Annotated in this window: 18 protein-coding genes and 1 tRNA gene; 8 read left to right on the top strand and 11 right to left on the bottom strand. The window is 60.1% G+C overall.

Features of this window, described 5'->3' with window-relative positions:
• Positions 1–31: 31 nt before the first annotated feature.
• Genes GRI44_RS09045 through GRI44_RS09025 form a run of 5 tightly spaced genes read right to left on the bottom strand, consistent with a single transcriptional unit; the run spans position 32 to position 4,887 of the window.
• Positions 32–814, bottom strand: a complete 783-nt coding sequence (locus tag GRI44_RS09045) for an enoyl-CoA hydratase-related protein (RefSeq protein WP_160601495.1) — start codon at positions 812–814, stop codon at positions 32–34.
• Complete coding sequence (locus GRI44_RS09040; RefSeq protein WP_160601494.1) at positions 811–1,854, bottom strand: enoyl-CoA hydratase/isomerase family protein; 1,044 nt, start codon at positions 1,852–1,854, stop codon at positions 811–813. Before GRI44_RS09040 ends, GRI44_RS09045 begins: the two co-directional genes overlap by 4 nt.
• Positions 1,851–2,996 carry an acyl-CoA dehydrogenase family protein gene (locus tag GRI44_RS09035; protein WP_160601493.1) on the bottom strand — a complete coding sequence of 382 codons (1,146 nt, stop codon included), beginning with the start codon at positions 2,994–2,996 and terminating at the stop codon, positions 1,851–1,853. The genes GRI44_RS09040 and GRI44_RS09035 overlap by 4 nt, the downstream gene beginning before the upstream one ends.
• Positions 2,993–3,382, bottom strand: a complete 390-nt coding sequence (locus GRI44_RS09030; protein ID WP_160601492.1) for a RidA family protein — start codon at positions 3,380–3,382, stop codon at positions 2,993–2,995. The genes GRI44_RS09035 and GRI44_RS09030 overlap by 4 nt, the downstream gene beginning before the upstream one ends.
• A 5-nt stretch (positions 3,383–3,387) precedes the next feature.
• A complete protein-coding gene (locus GRI44_RS09025; protein ID WP_160601491.1) occupies positions 3,388–4,887 on the bottom strand; it encodes a CoA-acylating methylmalonate-semialdehyde dehydrogenase in 1,500 nt (499 codons plus the stop codon).
• Positions 4,888–5,149: 262 nt separating this feature from the next.
• Here GRI44_RS09025 and GRI44_RS09020 point away from each other — a divergent pair.
• Positions 5,150–5,223: transfer RNA gene (locus tag GRI44_RS09020), tRNA-Gly, on the top strand.
• 106 nt (positions 5,224–5,329) lie between these two features.
• Complete coding sequence (locus tag GRI44_RS09015; RefSeq protein WP_160601490.1) at positions 5,330–5,713, top strand: response regulator; 384 nt, start codon at positions 5,330–5,332, stop codon at positions 5,711–5,713.
• On the opposite strand, the gene GRI44_RS09010 is transcribed toward GRI44_RS09015, so the two are convergent.
• Both GRI44_RS09010 and GRI44_RS09005 read right to left on the bottom strand, forming a co-directional pair.
• Positions 5,710–9,105 carry a CheR family methyltransferase gene (locus GRI44_RS09010; protein WP_160601489.1) on the bottom strand — a complete coding sequence of 1,132 codons (3,396 nt, stop codon included), beginning with the start codon at positions 9,103–9,105 and terminating at the stop codon, positions 5,710–5,712. The genes GRI44_RS09015 and GRI44_RS09010 overlap by 4 nt on opposite strands.
• Before the next feature lie 4 nt (positions 9,106–9,109).
• Entirely contained in the window at positions 9,110–9,556 is a 447-nt protein-coding gene (locus tag GRI44_RS09005) for a PAS domain-containing protein (RefSeq protein ID WP_160601488.1), read from the bottom strand.
• A gap of 220 nt (positions 9,557–9,776) precedes the next feature.
• On the opposite strand from GRI44_RS09005, the gene GRI44_RS09000 reads away from it, so the two are divergent.
• Positions 9,777–10,544 carry a hypothetical protein gene (locus tag GRI44_RS09000; protein WP_232843091.1) on the top strand — a complete coding sequence of 256 codons (768 nt, stop codon included), beginning with the start codon at positions 9,777–9,779 and terminating at the stop codon, positions 10,542–10,544.
• Positions 10,545–10,586: 42 nt separating this feature from the next.
• On the opposite strand, the gene GRI44_RS08995 is transcribed toward GRI44_RS09000, so the two are convergent.
• The 3 genes from GRI44_RS08995 to GRI44_RS08985 form a co-directional block, all read right to left on the bottom strand.
• Positions 10,587–10,937, bottom strand: a complete 351-nt coding sequence (locus GRI44_RS08995; protein ID WP_232843090.1) for a hypothetical protein — start codon at positions 10,935–10,937, stop codon at positions 10,587–10,589.
• 60 nt (positions 10,938–10,997) lie between these two features.
• Positions 10,998–12,065, bottom strand: coding sequence for an NAD(P)-dependent alcohol dehydrogenase (locus tag GRI44_RS08990; protein WP_160601486.1), 1,068 nt, complete (start codon positions 12,063–12,065; stop codon positions 10,998–11,000).
• Between the two features lie 92 nt (positions 12,066–12,157).
• On the bottom strand, positions 12,158–12,952 hold the full coding sequence (locus GRI44_RS08985) for an SDR family oxidoreductase (RefSeq protein WP_160602299.1): 795 nt from the start codon (positions 12,950–12,952) through the stop codon (positions 12,158–12,160).
• A 94-nt stretch (positions 12,953–13,046) separates the two neighbouring features.
• On the opposite strand from GRI44_RS08985, the gene GRI44_RS08980 reads away from it, so the two are divergent.
• The 5 genes from GRI44_RS08980 to GRI44_RS08960 all read left to right on the top strand — a co-directional run bounded on the left by GRI44_RS08980 (position 13,047) and on the right by GRI44_RS08960 (position 16,773).
• Positions 13,047–14,369, top strand: coding sequence for an alkaline phosphatase PhoX (locus GRI44_RS08980; RefSeq protein WP_160601485.1), 1,323 nt, complete (start codon positions 13,047–13,049; stop codon positions 14,367–14,369).
• A 61-nt stretch (positions 14,370–14,430) separates the two neighbouring features.
• Positions 14,431–15,006: a hypothetical protein gene (locus GRI44_RS08975; RefSeq protein ID WP_160601484.1), complete on the top strand. Its 576-nt coding sequence runs from the start codon at positions 14,431–14,433 to the stop codon at positions 15,004–15,006.
• A 98-nt stretch (positions 15,007–15,104) separates the two neighbouring features.
• Positions 15,105–15,578 carry a Dps family protein gene (locus tag GRI44_RS08970; protein ID WP_160601483.1) on the top strand — a complete coding sequence of 158 codons (474 nt, stop codon included), beginning with the start codon at positions 15,105–15,107 and terminating at the stop codon, positions 15,576–15,578.
• Positions 15,579–15,688: 110 nt separating this feature from the next.
• Complete coding sequence (locus GRI44_RS08965) at positions 15,689–16,309, top strand: 6-phosphogluconolactonase (protein WP_160601482.1); 621 nt, start codon at positions 15,689–15,691, stop codon at positions 16,307–16,309.
• Positions 16,297–16,773: an NUDIX domain-containing protein gene (locus tag GRI44_RS08960; RefSeq protein WP_160601481.1), complete on the top strand. Its 477-nt coding sequence runs from the start codon at positions 16,297–16,299 to the stop codon at positions 16,771–16,773. The genes GRI44_RS08965 and GRI44_RS08960 overlap by 13 nt, the downstream gene beginning before the upstream one ends.
• Here the strand turns inward: GRI44_RS08960 and dinB are convergent.
• Positions 16,759–17,994, bottom strand: a complete 1,236-nt coding sequence (gene dinB / locus GRI44_RS08955; protein ID WP_269800995.1) for a DNA polymerase IV — start codon at positions 17,992–17,994, stop codon at positions 16,759–16,761. The genes GRI44_RS08960 and dinB overlap by 15 nt on opposite strands.
• Positions 17,995–18,031: the final 37 nt, after the last annotated feature.

Raw genomic sequence — 18,031 nt, 5'->3', positions numbered from 1 at the left:
CAAGGCAGGGCCATGCCGGTGGTGTCGAGCATTACCGCCCCTGCCACTTGCCTTCGCGCTTTTCGATGAAGGCGGCCATGCCTTCGGCCTTGTCTTCGCTGGCGGTCAGGATCTGGAACAGGCGACGTTCCAGTGCCACGCCCTGATCAAGGCCGGTTTCGAAGGCGGAATTGACCATTTCCTTGTTCACCATGGCTGCCATGGGCGGCATCGAAGCGATGGTGGTGGCGGTTTTCATCGCTTCGGTCATCAGTTCATCATGCGGCACAACGCGGGCGACCAGATTGGACCGTTCGGCTTCTTCTGCGCCCATCATGCGCCCGGTCAGGCACATTTCCATGGCCTTGGATTTGCCCACGGCGCGGGTCAGGCGCTGGCTGCCACCCATGCCCGGCGCCACGCCCAGCTTGATTTCCGGCTGGCCGAATTTCGCCTGGTCGGACGCGATGATGAAATCCGCCATCATGGCGAGCTCGCAGCCGCCGCCCAGTGCAAAGCCGTTGACTGCCGCAATCCATGGTTTGCGCACGGCCTTGACCAGATGGCTGGTCCATTTGGAAAAGAAATCCTCGAGGTAGAAATCTGCCGCCTGCTTGTCCGACATTTCCTTGATATCGGCCCCTGCGGCAAAGGCCTTTTCGCCCGATCCGGTCAGCACGGCGCATCGCTGGCTGTCATCCGCTTCAAAAGCGGCGAAGGCTTCGATCAACTCGTCCAGCACCACACTGCTAAGTGCATTGAGCGCCTGTGGCCGGTTGAGGGTGATCAGCGTGACTGCACCCCGTTTTTCGGTCAGGATCGTTTCATAGCTCATAGGGGCTTCCATTCTTCATTTTCGGGCAGGGGCGCAAAGATCGCGTCGATCAGATCGTCGGTCACGCCTTCGGGTGTGGCGGGGTTCCACTGCGGATTGCCCGTCTTGTCCACGATGACAGCGCGCACGCCCTCGGCAAAATCGGGCCGGGTCAGCACCCGGCTGGCGATGCGATATTCCATGCGCATATTTTCGGCAAAATCACTCAGCTGCGCGCTTTGCGCCAGCTGGCGCAGGGCCACCTTGCAGGTCTGCGGGCTTTTGGTGCGCAAGGTCGCCAGTTCCTTGATCGACCATTCGCTGTCTTCGGCTTCCAGCGATGCCAGAATATCCTCGAACCGGTCGGACGCGAAATGCCTGGCAATCCTGACCGCATTGCCTTCGATCCGTGCGGGCGGCGGGGTTTCGGACAAAGCGGCAAGCACGCCGCCTGCCTCGTGGCCTGCGGCGATGCGGGCCTTGGCTTCGGCCAGGTTTTCGCTCGCCAGATAATGCGTGGCAAGGCCGGACCACAGACATTCCGCACCATCCAGCCGTGCGCCGGTCAGCGCCAGAAACTGGCCCATCCGCCCGCCAAGGCGCGAAAGAAACCAGCCGCCGCCAACATCGGGAAACAGGCCGATGCCCGTTTCCGGCATGGCGAATTTGGTATGTTCGGTGGCGACACGGTATTTGGCTGGCTGGCTGATGCCGACACCGCCGCCCATGGTGATACCATCCATGAAGGCGACCACCGGCTTGGGATAGGTGAACAGCTGGTGGTTCAGCTGATATTCGTCATGGAAGAACTGGCGCCCGCTGGTGCCGCCATCGTTCAGCGCGGAATTGCGCAGGAAGGCAATGTCGCCGCCGGCACAGAAACCGCGCCCTTCGGCATGGTCGATGATGACGGTTTTGACCGCATCATCGGTTGCCCATGTGGCAAGCGCGCCGCTCATCGCATGGCACATTTCCAGCGTCAGCGCGTGTAGCGCCTTGGGCCGGTTGAGCGAGAGATGCCCGGCCGAACCGTGGGTGTGGATATTGATCTGATCGGTCATTGGCGCAGCAAGTCCCTTCCCACGATCATTCGCATGACCTGATTGGTGCCTTCGAGAATCGAATGGACGCGCAGATCGCGCCAGAAGCGTTCGATCGGATAGTCCTGCAGATAGCCGTAACCGCCAAACAATTGCAGCGCGTCATTGACGATTTTGCTGCCATTGTCCGTCGCCAGACGCTTGGCCATGGCGGAAAAGCGCGACTTGTCCGGCGCATTGGCCGTGACCTTGGCCGCAGCCAGATACAGCAGCGCACGGCTTGCTTCCAGATCGGTCGCCATATCGGCCAGCATGAACTGGGTGTTCTGGAAATCGGCCACTGGCGTATCGAACTGCTTGCGGTCCTTGGTATAGGCAATCGCTTCATCCAGACACCGTTGCGCGCCGCCCAGTGAACAGGCGCCGATGTTGAGGCGGCCACCATCCAGCCCCATCATCGCAAAGCGGAAACCTTCGCCTTCATCGCCCACGCGGTTGGCCACTGGCACACGCGCATCTTCAAAGATGACCTGCGCTGTGGGGGAAGCATTCCAGCCCAATTTCCGTTCCGGCGCGCCGAAGGATACGCCGGGCGTGTCCTTGTCCACCACCAGGCAGGTGATGCCTTTCGACTTGTGCTCGCCGGTGCGGACCATGGTGACATAAACATCGTTCACCCCGGCGCCGGAAATGAATTGCTTGGTGCCGTTCAGCACATAATGGTCGCCGTCCAGCCTTGCCGTGGTCTTGAGCGCGGCCGCATCGGAACCGGAGCCAGGCTCTGTCAGGCAGTAGGATGCGATTTTTTCCATGGTGACGAGGTCTGGAAGGTATCGGTCCTTCAACTCCTGTCCGCCGAACTGGTCGATCATCCATGCGGCCATGTTGTGGATGGAAATGAACGCGCTGGTGGCGGGGCAGCCATAGGCCATGGCTTCCATGATAAGCGCGGCTTCCAGCCGGCCAAGCCCGATGCCGCCGCTTTCTTCGGACACGTAAATCGCGCCAAAGCCCAGCTCTGCGGTGGATTTGATCACATCGCGGGGGAAAATCTTCTTTTCGTCCCATTCCGCCGCAAAGGGCGTGATGTTGTCGGCAGTGAACCGCTGCGCCATTTCCTGGATCGCAAGCTGGTCTTCATTCAATTGGAACTGGTCTGTCATACGCTTGCCTCTACTACGGCTTCTGCTTCTATTTCCACCATCCATTCAGTGCGGCACAATGCCGCCACGCCGACCATGGTGGCAGCCGGGCGGGCCATGCCGAAAAAGCGCGCATGCACTTCGCCGATGGCATCCTGCTGGCTGATGTCGGTCAGGAACATCCGGGTGCGCACAACATCCGCCGCGCTGCCGCCCAGTTGCTCGATTGCGGCGACAATCAATGTGCAGCAGCGGGCCGCCTGCGCTGCGGCATCGCCGCTGGTCGTGGTGCCATCATCCTCGATCGGTCCGGTGCCTGCGACGATAATTCGGCCTCCCACGCGCACTGCGCGTGAGAAACCGAATTGATCTTCATACGGGGAGCCAGACGAAACGTGCTGCCTCATGAATGTTACCCCATCGTCGGAATGACAAAGGCATTGCCTTCATCGCTGCCGCTGCCATCGGGCCAGCGCTGGGTGATGGTTTTCACCTTGGTCCAGAACTTGATGCCTTCCATGCCGTGCTGGTTGGTGTCCCCAAACGCGCTGCGTTTCCACCCGCCGAAGCTGTGATAGGCAACCGGAACGGGAATCGGCACATTGATGCCGACCATGCCGACATTGACCCGTGCGGCAAATTCACGCGCAGCATGGCCATTGCGGGTGAAGATGGCGACGCCATTGCCATATTGATGCTTGCTGGGCAGGGCGAGGGCTTCCTCGAAATTGGCGGCGCGCACCATTTGCAGTACGGGGCCGAAAATCTCTTCCTTGTAACTTTCCATGTCGGGCGTGACATGGTCGATCAGGGTGGGGCCGATAAAGAAGCCCTTCTCATGGCCCTGCAGGCTGAAGCCGCGCCCGTCGATGACGATTTCGCCGCCTTCCTTTTCAGCCGTGGCAATCCAGCCTTCCACGCGGGCTTTGTGTTCTGCGGTAACCACCGGGCCATAATCCGCATCGCTGTCGGTGGAGATACCCACGCGCATTTTCTCGATTGCAGGGATCAGTTTTTCGCGCAGGCGCTGAGCGGTATCTTCACCCACCGGCACCACCACAGGCAGCGCCATGCAGCGTTCGCCAGCCGAGCCGAAGGCTGCGCCGCTCAGGTCGTTCACCACCTGGTCCAAGTCAGCGTCCGGCATCACGATGCCATGGTTCTTCGCGCCGCCCATGGCCTGCACACGCTTGCCGGCGGCAACGCCGCGCTTGTAGACATAATGGGCAATGTCGGATGATCCGACGAAACTGACAGCGGCAATATCGGGATGGTCAAGAATGGCATCGACCATTTCCTTGTCGCCATGCACGACTTGCAGAATACCCTCTGGCGCGCCTGCTTCCAGCATCAGTTCCGCCAGCCGCACCGGCACGGACGGGTCACGTTCTGACGGTTTCAGGATGAAGGCATTGCCCACCGCGATGGAGACGCCGAACATCCACATCGGGATCATGGCGGGGAAATTGAACGGGGTGATGCCCGCGCCAATGCCCAGCGGCTGGCGCATGGAATAGACATCAATGCCGGGGCCGGCACCTTGGGTAAATTCACCCTTCAGCGCGTGCGGGATGCCGCAGGCAAATTCGATCACATCCAGCCCGCGCTGCACATCGCCGCGGGCATCGGCAATCACCTTGCCATGTTCGGAACTGAGCAGATGGGCCAGTTCGTCCATATTGGCTTCGACCAGCCGTTTGAATTCGAACATGACGCGGGCGCGTTTCTGGGGGTTGGTGGCGGCCCATTCGGGCTGCGCCGCCATGGCTGCGGCCACGGCCCGGTCCAGCAAGGCTGCATCGCCCAGCGCAACCTGCGCCTGCACTTCGCCCTGGTTGGGGTCAAAAATATCGTGGTGACGGGCCGCTGTCTTGCCCGCACCGCCGACAATGAAATGATCGATCTGGCGCATCCGGTTTCTCCTGTAACTTTTATGGTCACCCCTCTAGCTTAGCGCAGACATCGCGCAAGGCCCGACTTGGATGAATAACGGCTTCTCGCTCCGCACTATCGCCACTGCCGCAGCCACCGCAATCCGGCCACGATTTGCACATCATACGTTGACCAATACGGCATTATCGTGGCAAGCGCCGGGCGCATTTGGCAAAGGGCGACAACCCTGCGCGCAGCATGCATGGCATATCACAGATAAAGTTGATGTATTTCAACACCATGCGGGTGTAGCTCAATGGTAGAGCAGCAGCTTCCCAAGCTGACGACGAGGGTTCGATTCCCTTCACCCGCTCCACAACTGCGGAATACGCGCGACAGCGGCGTCAATCGGCAGGGGCATCTGTACTGGCTCGCTTTGACAATAATCGGAACCTTTGCATGCGATCGTGGCTTTAGCCAGAGTGCAAAATGAAACCTCCGAAACCTCCGAAATCTGCGTGCTGGTCGTCGAGGACGAGGTACTGGTGGCCTGGGATGAAACCCAGACACTGGAAGATGCTGGCTACAAAGTTATAGGCCCGGCCCATTGTCTTGAAAGTGCCCAGGCGCTGGCGACGAGCGAAGAACTTTCGGCCGCAGTGCTCGACGTGAACCTGGGGCGCGATACGGTGTGGAGCGTTGCTGACACGCTGCGGGCGCGGGGCGTTCCGGTTGCCTTTGTCACTGCCGACTTGCACCATCCGGAACTGGGAACGCGTTTTGCCGATATACCGCGGCTGACGAAACCAATTTCCGATACGGAATTGCTGCAAGTCGTCGAGACGATAATCGCCGCTTCAAGCTAGTCTGCGGCGCTCAGTTCCAGCGTGCGCTGATACCCGCCTTCCACAGATTGCCCCGTGGCCTTGCCGGAAATCTGCCTGGCACTTGCTTCGATCAGCTGGACACCGAAACCGGTTCCTTCGACGCTGCTTGTGCCGCCGCCGGTTTCCCGCCAGTCAATCGCGATCCGGCCTGCGTCGTTGGTTGACCATTCGACCACAAGCCTGCCTTCATCTACTGACAGCGCGCCATATTTTGTCGAATTTGTCGCCCATTCATGCAGAATCATGCCCACCGGTGTGATGGCGCTGTTCGCAATATGCACGTCAGGGCCGTCGAGAGTGATTTTCTGTCGGCCAGAGGCAGGTTTCAATGCCGCTTCAAGCAGCAAACGCAGTTCCGCGCTGCCATTGGTGACATCCACCGTCATGGCATGCGACCGGCCCAGTGCGTGGATGCGGTCGCACAGTTCCAATGCAAAACGGTCCACATCATCGGCATGGCGTGCGCTCATCTTTGTCAGCGCGGTGATGACGGCGAACAGATTTTTGACCCGGTGGTTCATTTCGCGCAGCATCAGTTCCCGCTGGACCAACTGTTCGCGTTCTGCCGTCACATCGTACGATACGCCGATGAATTTGTCGGTATCGCCCACGGTAACCTTGCGGCCCAGCCCGTGCAGCCAGCGCACGCTGCCATCGTCCAGCATGACGCGGAAGGTTTCATCATAGGCATGCGTGCCATCCATTGCGCGCCGCAGGGCGCTGTTCACCCGGTCACGATCTTCAGAGGGCAGGCGCGCCAGGATCGGGTCCATGAATTCGCCTTCCGGTTCCGATGCGATACCCATCAGCCCGCGCTCCATCTCGTCCAGTGTCGTGCGCCCGGTGGAAGGTTCATATTCCCAGATGCCAATGCGCGCGACATCCAGCGCCATTCTCAGCCGTGCGCGCTCCTCGGTCAGCGCAGTTTCCAGTTTGAGCGCCTGGGTCACATCGGTGAAGACCAGCGTTGCACCGGCCAGCGACCCGTCCAGCAGACGGTATGGCAGCACACGGGCCACATATTGCTGCGAGCCATCATCGGATGAGGTGCGGTATTCACCGACATGGCCGGCCCTTGCCGCATCAGCGGCGAGGCTGACATATTTCCTGTCCGTCAGCGTGGTTGGCAAAGTGGCCAGCGGCAGGCCGACATGGCCGGGGCCAACGCTGAACAGCGTGTCGGCAGCATCGGTTGAGCTGCGCAGGTTCAGATTGGCATCAACCACCAACACCACCAGTTCGGTGGAATCGAAGAAGTTTTTCAGATCCGAATGCGCGGTTGTCACCTGATCGACCTTGGCTTTCAGCTCGTCATTGACGGTCGTCAGTTCTTCATTGGTCGATTGCAGCTCCTCGTTCATCGACATCATTTCTTCGTTGGAGCTTTTCAACTCCTCGTTCGCGGTTTCCAGCTCCTCCACCGTGGTACGCAGCCGCAGCCGGGCGGATTGCAGTTCTTCCTGCAGGAACTGCATTTCCCCGTCGCCGCGTTCGTATTCCTGATAATCATCCGGTCCGCGCACAGCTAAAGCACCGGTTTCCCGAAACACGATGAGGAATGCGCCTGAACCGATCGGATCGATCATCACGTTCATTGGCAACAGCCCGAAATCTGTTTCCGCCTGAATGTTGCGCGCGATCTTGGGAACATTGTCGCGCACCGTTTCGCGCAGCAGAGGGCCGAGCAATTCGCCAAGGCCCGGTTTCACCTGCCGCAGGACATTGATCTGCCCGTCATTACGGTCAGGGAAGCTGAGATAACGGCTGACCGCGCCCCATTGGTTGAGCAGGATGCCTTCTGCATCGACCAGCATGCTGACAGGGGCATGGCGTTCCGCCAGCTTGGTAAGCGCTGCCAGATCAAGCGAGCGGGGCCGATCCTCGATCTTGGCCGCAGGCTGGCGAAGGCGGCGGCTCTTGGCGGGCTGCGCGCTGAATTTGAGAGGGTAGCGTGTGGGTGTGTCGCGCCTTTCGAACAGCCGTGCGCGCTGGTCCAGCGTGGTGAACAGATCTTCGAAACGGCCGATGCTTTCTGACGAGCCGAGAAACATCTTGCCCTGTTCTGCCAATGCAAAATGGAAGGCTGGCATCACTTCGCGCTGCAAATCCTCGTCAAAATAAATCAACAGGTTGCGGCAGCACAGCAGATCGATTTTGGAATAGGGCGGATCGCGCACCAGATTGTGCGAACTGAACCGCACCATGTCGCGCACGCGCGGCGCGATGGTGAAATGTTCCATCCCGATATCGATATAATGGCTCTGATATTCGGTCGGAATGTCGGGCAGCGCGGCCAGCGGATATGTCGCCCCGCGTGCGATTTCGAGCATCTTTTCGTCAATATCGGTGGCGAAAATCTGGACGTAGGGGTGGCGTTCGTGGCGGCGCATTGCGTCAGACACCAGCATTGCAATTGTGTAGGCTTCTTCGCCAGAAGAACAGCCAGCCACCCAGATGCGCAATTCATGAGCATCGCGGCTGGCGGCCACCATCGGGTCGATGACCAGGCTTTCCAGCTTCTCGAATTCTTCGCGGTCACGGAAAAATCTGGTCACATTGATCAGCAGATCGCGAAACAATGCCTGACATTCGCCGGCATCAGCCTTGAGGCGGGCGAGATATTCATCGCTTGTGGAAACGTCGATCACCTGCATCCTGCGGGCAATGCGGCGCGACAGGGTCGAGCGTTTGTAACCGCTGAAGTCGTGCCCCACTGCTTCGCGCAGCGCGGTGCACATCTCGTCCACATGGTCGGCAGCTTCATGCGCTTCGTCCAGGGCAATACTGTCAGCCCGGTCAAAGAAGTTACGCAGCGCTTCGATGACCTGGGCGGGCGGCAGGACGATATCCACCAGCCCGGTTGCGATGGCCGATACCGGCATGCCGTCATAGCGGGCGGTTGACGGTTCCTGCACCACGGCAAGGCCGCCAAATTCCTTGATTGCGCGCAAACCGCGGCTGCCATCGCCGCCAGTGCCGGACAGGATCACGCACCCGGCCTTGTTGCCGCGTTCATTGGCCAGGCTTTCGAAGAAATCATCAATCGGGCGGCGCAATCCGCGCGGATCGGTAAATTCTGTCAGACGCAGCGTGCCATCTTCAATCGCGAGGCCATGCCCGGGCGGGATGACATACACATGGTCACCCTCGATCATTTCGCCGCCTGCGGCCTGCGTCACCGTCATTTCGGTGAAGCGTTCCAGCAATTGCGCCATCAGTGAATCGTGATTGGGATCAAGGTGCTGGACCACCACAAAAGCGATGCCCGGCTTGTCACCGCATCCCTTGAACAATTCGCGCAACGCTTCCAGCCCGCCAGCTGACGCTCCGATGCCGACGATTGGCAGGACCTGCCCTTTGCTTTCTGTCATGAATTTACGACCAATCTTCAGCTTGATGGCGGACCAGCAGCGCGACTGTGTTGGCGATGGTTTCCATGCTGCCAAGCAACATCCAGTCTGCATCCTTCAATACAGCGGACAGGCATTGCAGATCTTCGCCGAGCGCTTGCTGGTATGATGCCGCGCGTTCTCTACCTGTTCCAACAGCAAATTGTGAACCTAAAATCAAGGTGCTACTATTTGGGCTGCGGATTTTGGCCATGAACAGAAGATTGAGAAACGGCTCGCCTTCCCGCGTCTGGTTAGGAATCACGAACCGTGCATTGCCTGCGTTCTGATCGCCCAGAAACTGGCGAAGCCGCTGGCGCACCGGTCCGGCCCCGCCGGGTGGCTGCAAAAACCTGCAATTGTGGCCCAGCACATCTTGGCGCGCATATTCGGTGACCGCGCAGAACCTGTCGTTCACCAGGATCAGCGGCATATCCGGCCGCCCGGGGTCAGCCAGGCTGAGCGCGACAGAGCTGCGCTGAAAGATTTCTTCGACACCGGGAGGGTAGGCGAGTGAAGGCAAATCGGCGACTCGAAAAATTTAGACCGCCCGGTTTTAGACAAGGGAGATTGGCACGGCAAGCGAGGTGGCCGGGCGCACGCTTCTGCACCCCTCTGCACCCTTCTTCGCTCTGCCGCGGTCACGAGCTGATATGATAGCCCAACCCAGCCTTTCGCCAACCCAGCCTTTCGCCAACATTGCAGCGGCGTTCAGCCATGTGCAATCGGCCGCCCGCTATCAATCGGGAATGATCAGAAACATCTTTCTTGGTGCTGCTGCACTGGCCGCTGCTGCCGTTCTGCCCAATGTGGCCGCGCATGCTGCTGGTTCCGCTGTTGGTTCTTCCGATGGGCCTGCTGCTTCGCAATGGGAAATCGGGCCGATTATCAGAGGCCGCAATTATTCTGTAAATATGCCGGCAACGCTGTCTGACACCCGCGATGGGCCAGCGTTTGATTTCCCCTATCCCACTGCGGCCAATGGCCATGTCCATTATGTGACCGTGCCGGTGCGCTCGCTCGAAGGGGCGCGGCGGATTACGCTGCGGTACCGGATTGATGCCAAACCGGGCACGCGGTTTTTGGCGCAGGAAAGCCCGGGCGGCGATGGCACATTATCGCTTTATTTCCAGCGCGGGGGTGACAGGTGGTCGGCGCGCACGCCGCATCATCGCTGGTATTCGCCCGTCAACCGGGTGATGCCGCTGCGTCCTGGCACGCATACCGTTTCGATCAATCTGGACGAACCGTGGATTGCCATGATGGGCGGTGATGCCAGGGCCCTTCCGCAGGCCTTTGACGCCGCCATCAGCCAGACCGCGACTGTCGGTTTCACCTTCGGCGGCACGTCGGGCCGCGGGCACGGTGTCTTTGCGACGGGGCCTGCGCGGTTCACCGTGCTGGATTACCGGATCGAATAGGCCGCAGGCGTCATCCCGCGCATCAAAGCACTTAGCGCAGGCTTACTGCTTGCCGATGGCGGAGGCTCTGGCGCGGCCCAGCATGATTTCGGCAATGTCGCCCTTGGCGCGGATGCTCGCAACCAGAAGATAGGCGGACAGAAACAGCATTCCGCCAAACACCCCTATGATGCCCAGCAGCAGGCCTGCGGGGGTAAAATGGTGACGCCACGCCAGCCACAATCCTGACAGCAGCAGGAAAGTGAAGAAGTCGAAATTGAACTGGCCCGGCCAGTTCATCGCCGCCATGTCACCGAAAAAGACCGGCACCAGGTTCCATCCGTGGCTGGTGCCGGTGATGATGGTATAAATCGCAATGGCAGCGAAAACCGCACCCAGGAAAATTCGGAACATTGCCATCTGACTTTCCCTTTTTTGCTGGACCTGCAAAACCGGCCCACGGTGCGGTAGTACTCAGTCTCCCAGCGTCGCCATGTCGATCACGAAGCGATATTTTACATCGCTGGCTTCCATCCGGTCATAGGCTTTGTTCACATCACCCATGGCAATCATCTCGATATCGGGGGTGATGCCTTTTTCGGCACAGAAATCGAGCATTTCCTGCGTTTCGGCCACGCCGCCAATGCCCGACCCGGTCAGCACCTTGCGGCCCATCAGCAGCAGGCCGGAATGGAATTCGGGCACCATGTCGATCATGCCGACCAGCACTTGCACGCCGTCCACTTTCAGCAGCATCACATAAGGCGCGACATCATGCTTGACGGGAATGGTGTTGAGCACAAGATCGAAATAGCCGGAGCGCGCCTTCATCGCATCCCTGTCCGTGGTCAGCAGCAAGTCGACCGCGCCCAGCGCCAGTGCATCCTCGCGCTTGTCTTCGCTGCGGCTGAGGACAGTGACATCTGCGCCCATCGCGACAGCAAATTTTACGCCCATATGGCCCAGCCCGCCAAGGCCCGCCACCGCGACCTTGCTGCCGGGGCCGACCTTCCAGTTGCGCAAGGGGGAATAGGACGTGATCCCGGCGCATAATAGCGGCGCTGCATCGGCCATGCTCAGCGCATCAGGCACCTTGATGACGAATTCCTCACGCGCCACGATTTTATCGGAATATCCGCCAAAAGTGGTGCTGCCATCGCGACGGTCCTTGCCATTATAGGTGCCGGTCATGCCCTTTTTGCAATATTGCTCCAGCCCCTGTTTGCACAGGTCGCATTCCATGCAGCTATCGACCATGCAGCCGATTGCCACGCGGTCCCCCACGGCGTGTTTTGTCACCTTGTCGCCCACGGCAGCGACATGGCCGGTAATCTCGTGGCCCGGCACAATCGGGTAAACGGTGCGGCCCCAGTCATTGCGTGATGCGTGCAGGTCTGAATGGCAAATGCCGCAATGGCTGATGTCGATCAGCACATCATCATCGCGCAGGCCCCGCCGGTTAAAGGCAAATGGCGCCATGCCGCTTTCAGGTGCCGTGGCGGCATAGCCTTTGGCCGGATATTCATTCGTCGCATTTGCCATTGTTTTCTCCATCACCTTCACGTTTGTAGGCGAAGGTCTATCATGTTGGGGGCGCCGTCAAAGGCAATTATGAGTGCGGTGGAGTTGACCGGTCAGCGCGGCGGCATCCTGATTGCGCCATCCAGCCGCAGGCATTGGCCGTTGAAATAGGTGTTGCGCGCCAGTTCCAGCACCAGACTGCCAAATTCATCCGGATCGCCAAGACGCTTGGGAAAGGGGACAGAAGCGTTTAGCTGGTTCCACATGGCCGGATTGCGGTCCTTCATGCCCAGCATCAGCGGCGTGGCGAAAATGCCTGGCATGATGGAATTGACCCTGATGCCCAGGTCCATCAGATCCCGCGCCATCGGCAGCACCATACCATTCACCCCTGCCTTGGCCGACCCGTATATCACCTGGCCAATCTGCCCATCCTGCGCCGCGACCGATGCAGTCAGGATGATGCTGCCGCGTTCGCCATCTTCATTCAGCGGCTCGGCATTGGCCATGCCCAGGGCAGAATGGGACGCCACGCGGTAGCTGGCCACCAGAATGCCTTCCGTGCCAAATGCGAAATCCTGCGTCGACAGCCGCTTGTAACCGCCGGTTTCCTTGTCGAACCCCACCGTCTTGCCGCGGCGGCTGGCCATGGCACAATGGACCGTCACGCGTTCCTGCCCGTGCGCGGCACGGGCAGCGGCAAATCCGTCCACCACGGATTGTTCGTCGGTTATGTCGACATGGTGAAACGTGCCGCCCACGCTTGCTGCAATGGCTGGCCCGTCATCTGTATTGATATCGAATATCGCCACTTTCAAACCGGCCCCCGCCAATGCCCTGACGCTGGCATGGCCAAGGCCGGATGCCCCGCCGGTAACCACTGCTGCCATTCTGCTTGCCAGTTTCATCGCATCATTCTCCCGCTGTATATTCGCAGGTGTCATGTTCCCTTCACGCTGCTATCGCAAGCCCGTGATACGCCAATCCAGACGGAGCCTGACCATGACCGCCGCACTCCACCGCCGCCAGTTTCTCAACGCCACTGCCAGCGCCTTTGCCGCACTGGCCGCCAGCGGATGCACCACCGGTGCGCGCATGGGCGGGGCACCTGCCGGGCCTGCCGGATACGGCCCGCTGGTGGCAGACCCGGCCGGTCTGCTCGATTTGCCGCAGGGCTTTTCCTACCGCATCATTTCCAGGCTTGGAGACATGATGGATGACGGGCTGACCGTGCCGGACAAGGCTGACGGCATGGGCTGTCTTGACCTTGGAGGCGGCAAGATTGCGCTGGTGCGCAACCATGAACTGGTGCCAACCGATGGCGCGGGCGGAACCATTCCATCAGGGTTCGACCGGATAGACGGCAAAATGGTGATGCCGGGCGGCACCACGACGATTGTGCTGGATGCTGCAACGCTGACGGTGGAAAAGCAATATCGCTCGCTGGCGGGCACCATTCGCAATTGTGCCGGCGGAACAACCCCCTGGGGCAGCTGGCTGACCTGCGAGGAAGCCGTGGTCTCGCCCAGCGCGCGCAATGCCGAAGCGCATGGCTGGGTGTTTGAAGTGCCCGCCAATGCAGGCGGGCTGGTGGATGCCGTGCCGCTCAAGGCCATGGGACGGTTCAACCACGAAGCCGCCGCAGTCGATCCGCGCACCGGCATTGTCTATCTGACAGAAGACCGCGGCGACAGCCTGCTCTATCGCTTCCTTCCCACGGTGGCCGGCAAGCTGGCGCTGGGCGGAAAGTTGCAGGCACTGGCGGTGGATGGCGGCCCTGCTGACACCCGCAACTGGGACAGCGCAGCCATGAAGGCAGGCACAATGCACGCAGCCCGCTGGATCGACCTTGATGATGTGGAAGCCCCCCAGGATGATCTGCGCACCCGCGGCGCAGCGGCAGGCGCGGCAATCTTTGCCCGCGGCGAGGGGATCCACATGGGCGATGGGGAGCTGTATTTCTGCTGCACCAATGGCGGCGCTGCCAAGCTGGGGCAGATTTTCCGCCTGCGTCCGGGCAAGGCTGGCGGACCGGACGGGATTTCGCTGTTTTACGAATCCACCTCGCCCGACCAGTTCAATTATGGCGATAATCTCACCGTGGCAGGCAATGGCCATCTGGTGGTGTGCGAAGACCAGTATACCGATGTGGTGGACAACCATCTGCGCGGCATAACGCCCGATGGCATTGCCTATCCGCTGGCCCGCCTGCGCGTGCAGACAGAGCCTGCGGGCGCGTGTTTCTCGCCCGATGGCAAGGTTTTATTCCTCAATTCCTATCGCCCGGCGACCACGGTGGCGATTACCGGGCCGTGGCTGGCCTAAACGGGGCTGGCCTGAACGGGGCTTGAAACCTTGGCCCCAAAACTAGGGCTGCAATCCGGCAATGCCATCCTTCTTTCTCGCCTTTCTGGCTGTTCTGGCCACATCGCTGGGCAGCCGTGACCAGTTGCTGGTGGCGTCTCTGGCAGGCAGGCTGGGGCGCAGCACTGGCTTGCTGGTCACTGGCTGGGCCGTTTCCACCGTGTCGGCAGGCGTGATGGCGTGGGCGGGCCATACTATCGGCGTAATGCTGGCACCGTCGGCCAAATCGATGCTGGTGGCCATGGCGCTGCTGCTGGCTGCAGCGGAGCTGGGCTGGAAAATTCGCCCGTTTACAGCCCGGGAACCCACCCGCTCCCTGTTCGCAATCAGCGCGGTGCTGCTGGCGCGCCAGATGAGTGATGCGGGGCGCTTTCTGGTGTTTGCCATTGCTGCCGCTGCGCCTGCAACACCACTTGCAGCAGCGCTGGTTGCCATGGGCGGCGCAATCGGGGGCGGCGCTGCGCTGACTTTGGGCTGGATTGCCGGGGACCAGCGCCTTGCCGCCGCGCCGCTTGGCTGGGCCAGAAAAATACTCGCGTTCGCCTTGTTGCTGGCCGCCGCGCTAATCGCTCTATCTATCAGAGGCTTGCTCGGCTGATCGATTTTTCCGATTTGTATCATGGCCAGTTTCGCGGAAACCGGCCCCCCTTTGGCCCGTTGGTGGCATGAAACTGATCATTCAAACGGGAAAACATCATGGCTGACACCAAATCGAAATCGGGCAGCAATTCGAAAAAGGCACTTGTCGAGGCTTTGAACGGCGCACTGGCAGACCATCTGGCGCTGTATATCAAGACCAAGAATTTCCACTGGCACGTGGCTGGCCCGCGCTTCCGCGATCTGCATCTGATGTTTGACGAACAGGCAGCGCAAATTATCGGCGTGACCGACGCGATTGGCGAACGGGTTCGCAAGAATGACGAATATACCGTCACCTCCATCGCCAATATCGGCGCCGTAACCAATATCAAGGACCAGGATGATGTAACCATCAGCCCGGATGCGATGGTGGCTGAACTGCGCGATGATAATAAAAAGCTGCTGGAACGCCTAGAAGACGTCAAAAGCGCGTCAGAAGCGGCGGGCGACAACGCCACCAATGGCATTGTGGATGAATGGATCGACTTTGCCGAAGAACGCGTGTGGTTCCTCAACCAGACCAGCAAATAATGCTCACAAGGTAATCCGCAGCCCCAGCGCGACAGGATTTCCCCCGGAAAGGCCGCTTTGCCGCATGGACTTGTCTATGCGCGGGCGGCCTTTTTGCTATGTGGTATGATATGCAGCAGCCAACCATCATCGAAAACGCTGACACCAGCGCCATTGCCAACTGGATCAAGGCGCGCCTCGTTGCAGCGCTTGGCGCGGGGGACGGGCCGATTTCCATCACCATTCCTGGCGGCTCCACGCCTTTCCCGATCTTGGAAGAACTTGCTCGGTCAGATCTTGATTGGCAGCGGATCATCGTGTGGCCCGGTGATGACCGGGTTGTGCCGGAAGACCATGCGGCCAGCAACACCGGCCGCATCCGCGCGGCTCTTGAACCTGTTGGCGCCAAGGTGGTCGCTCTCGGCACGATGGAACAGGTGCCGCATTTTGCGCTGGCATGGCTTGGCATGGGCGCAGACGGACACATCGCCTCGCTATTTCCCAATACCGACCCGCAAGTGGATGATACGCAGAAAATCCGCAGCCTCACGCCCGATCCGCTGCCGCCAGAAGCGCCATTTGACCGGATTACGCTGACCATCCCTGCCTTGCTCGACAGCGACGCGCTGATGTTTGTCATCCGCGGCGATGACAAGCGCGCTGTGTTTGACGCCGCCGCCGCGGGTCAGAACACCTTGCCCGTGGCCCGTCTGCTGGGCGCTGCTGAACAAAGCGTAACATGCTTCGTCTGATCCCTGCGCCCTTGCACCGGGCGGCCTACCGCGCCGCGCATGGCATCAGGAAAAGATGGTGGAAACTGGTCAAGCCCCATCTGGTCGGCTGTTCGGTCGTTGCGATTGATCTGCAGGACCGACTGCTGCTGGTCCGGTTGAGTTATGGCTCGCAGGCATGGAGCCTGCCTTCTGGCGGCATCCACCGCAACGAAACGCCAGAGGCAGCAGCGCGGCGCGAATTTCGGGAAGAAACGGGCTGCGATGCCAACGCCATGATCCTGCTGGGGGTTGAAGATGAACAGCTTTACGGGGCCCGGAACACGGTGCATGTTTTTGCCACCAGAATCTCGGCCCAGCCCACAGCGGACCGGCGCGAAGTGATGGAAGCGCGGTTTTTCCCGCTTCATTCCCTGCCAGAACCGATTACCGAAAAAACCCGCCGCCGGCTGGCGATGTGGCGGGACCAGTCAAAGAAGCGATAATTGCGCTGTATCCCGTTTTTTCTCCGGCGTTGGCCCTGATGGCAAGCCGGGCCTTTCCAGATTGGACAGGGTCAGACCCATCAGGCGGATGGGCAGGGGCAGGGGCAGCAATTCTTCCAGCAGCATACTGCCCAATGCGGCAAATTCCGCCTTCCCTGCCACATTGCGAGGCAGCGATTTTGCGCGGCTGACCAGGGTGAAGTCGGTATATTTGAGTTTCAGGGTCACCGTGCGCCCCTGCGACTTCGACCTTTCAATGCGTTCCCATACGATATCGACAATGCGGTCCAGCGTATCACGCAGCGCCGCGCCTGATGAAATATCCTCGCTGAATGTGCGTTCACCGCCGACAGATTTGCGGATCCGATTGGCCCGCACCGGGCGCAGGTCAATCCCGCGGGCGGCGCGGAACAGATAATCTGCAAAACTTCCGAAATTGGCCCGCAGGAATGCAATGTCCCGCGCCGCCAGATCAGCACCTGTCTCGATGCCCAGCCGGGCCATCTTTTCAGCGCCTTTCGGCCCAATGCCGTGAAACCGCCGAACCGGCAGGGACTGGACAAAGGCGGCGCCTTCGCCCGGACGAATGACGCAAATGCCATCGGGCTTGTTCTGGTCGCTGGCCAGCTTTGCCAGGAATTTATTGTAACTGACGCCGGCACTGGCGGTCAGCCCTGTTCTAGCGGCTATTTTTTTCCGGATCAATTCGGCAATGCGCGTGGCTGACCCGATGCCGAGAATGTCGTCCGACACGTCGAGATAGGCTTCATCGAGGCTCAATGGTTCGACATGAGGCGTAAATTCGCGGAAAATTTCGCGGATTTGCCCCGACACCTCGCGATATGTGTCAAAATTGGATTTGCAGAAGACGAGATCGGGACACAGGCGTTTGGCGGTGACAGAGGGCATGGCTGACCGCACGCCGAATTTACGCGCTTCATAACTGGCCGCCGCCACCACACCGCGCCCGCCGGCACCGCCAACTGCCACCGGTTTGCCGCGCAATTCCGGGTTGTCACGCTGTTCCACACTGGCAAAAAATGCATCCATATCGACGTGGATGATTTTTCGCAGGCCCGGCGCTTCGCCATCCTCGTCCTGAACCCGGTCCGGATCGATGCCTGCTTGATGGGCTTCCTCGTGGCCCTCCTCATGGCCCTCCTCATGGCCCTCCTCATGGGCCAGATCATCATTATCGCCCTGGTCTGCGTCTTCCATCATGCCATGTTACGCCCATCATCCGCGCGGGTGAAGCACG

It is taken from the genome of Allopontixanthobacter confluentis, assembly GCF_009827615.1.
GTDB classification, from domain to species: Bacteria; Pseudomonadota; Alphaproteobacteria; order Sphingomonadales; family Sphingomonadaceae; genus Allopontixanthobacter; species Allopontixanthobacter confluentis.
Note: the sequence above shows the minus strand (reverse complement) of the source record. Positions and strands in the feature narration are given on the sequence as shown.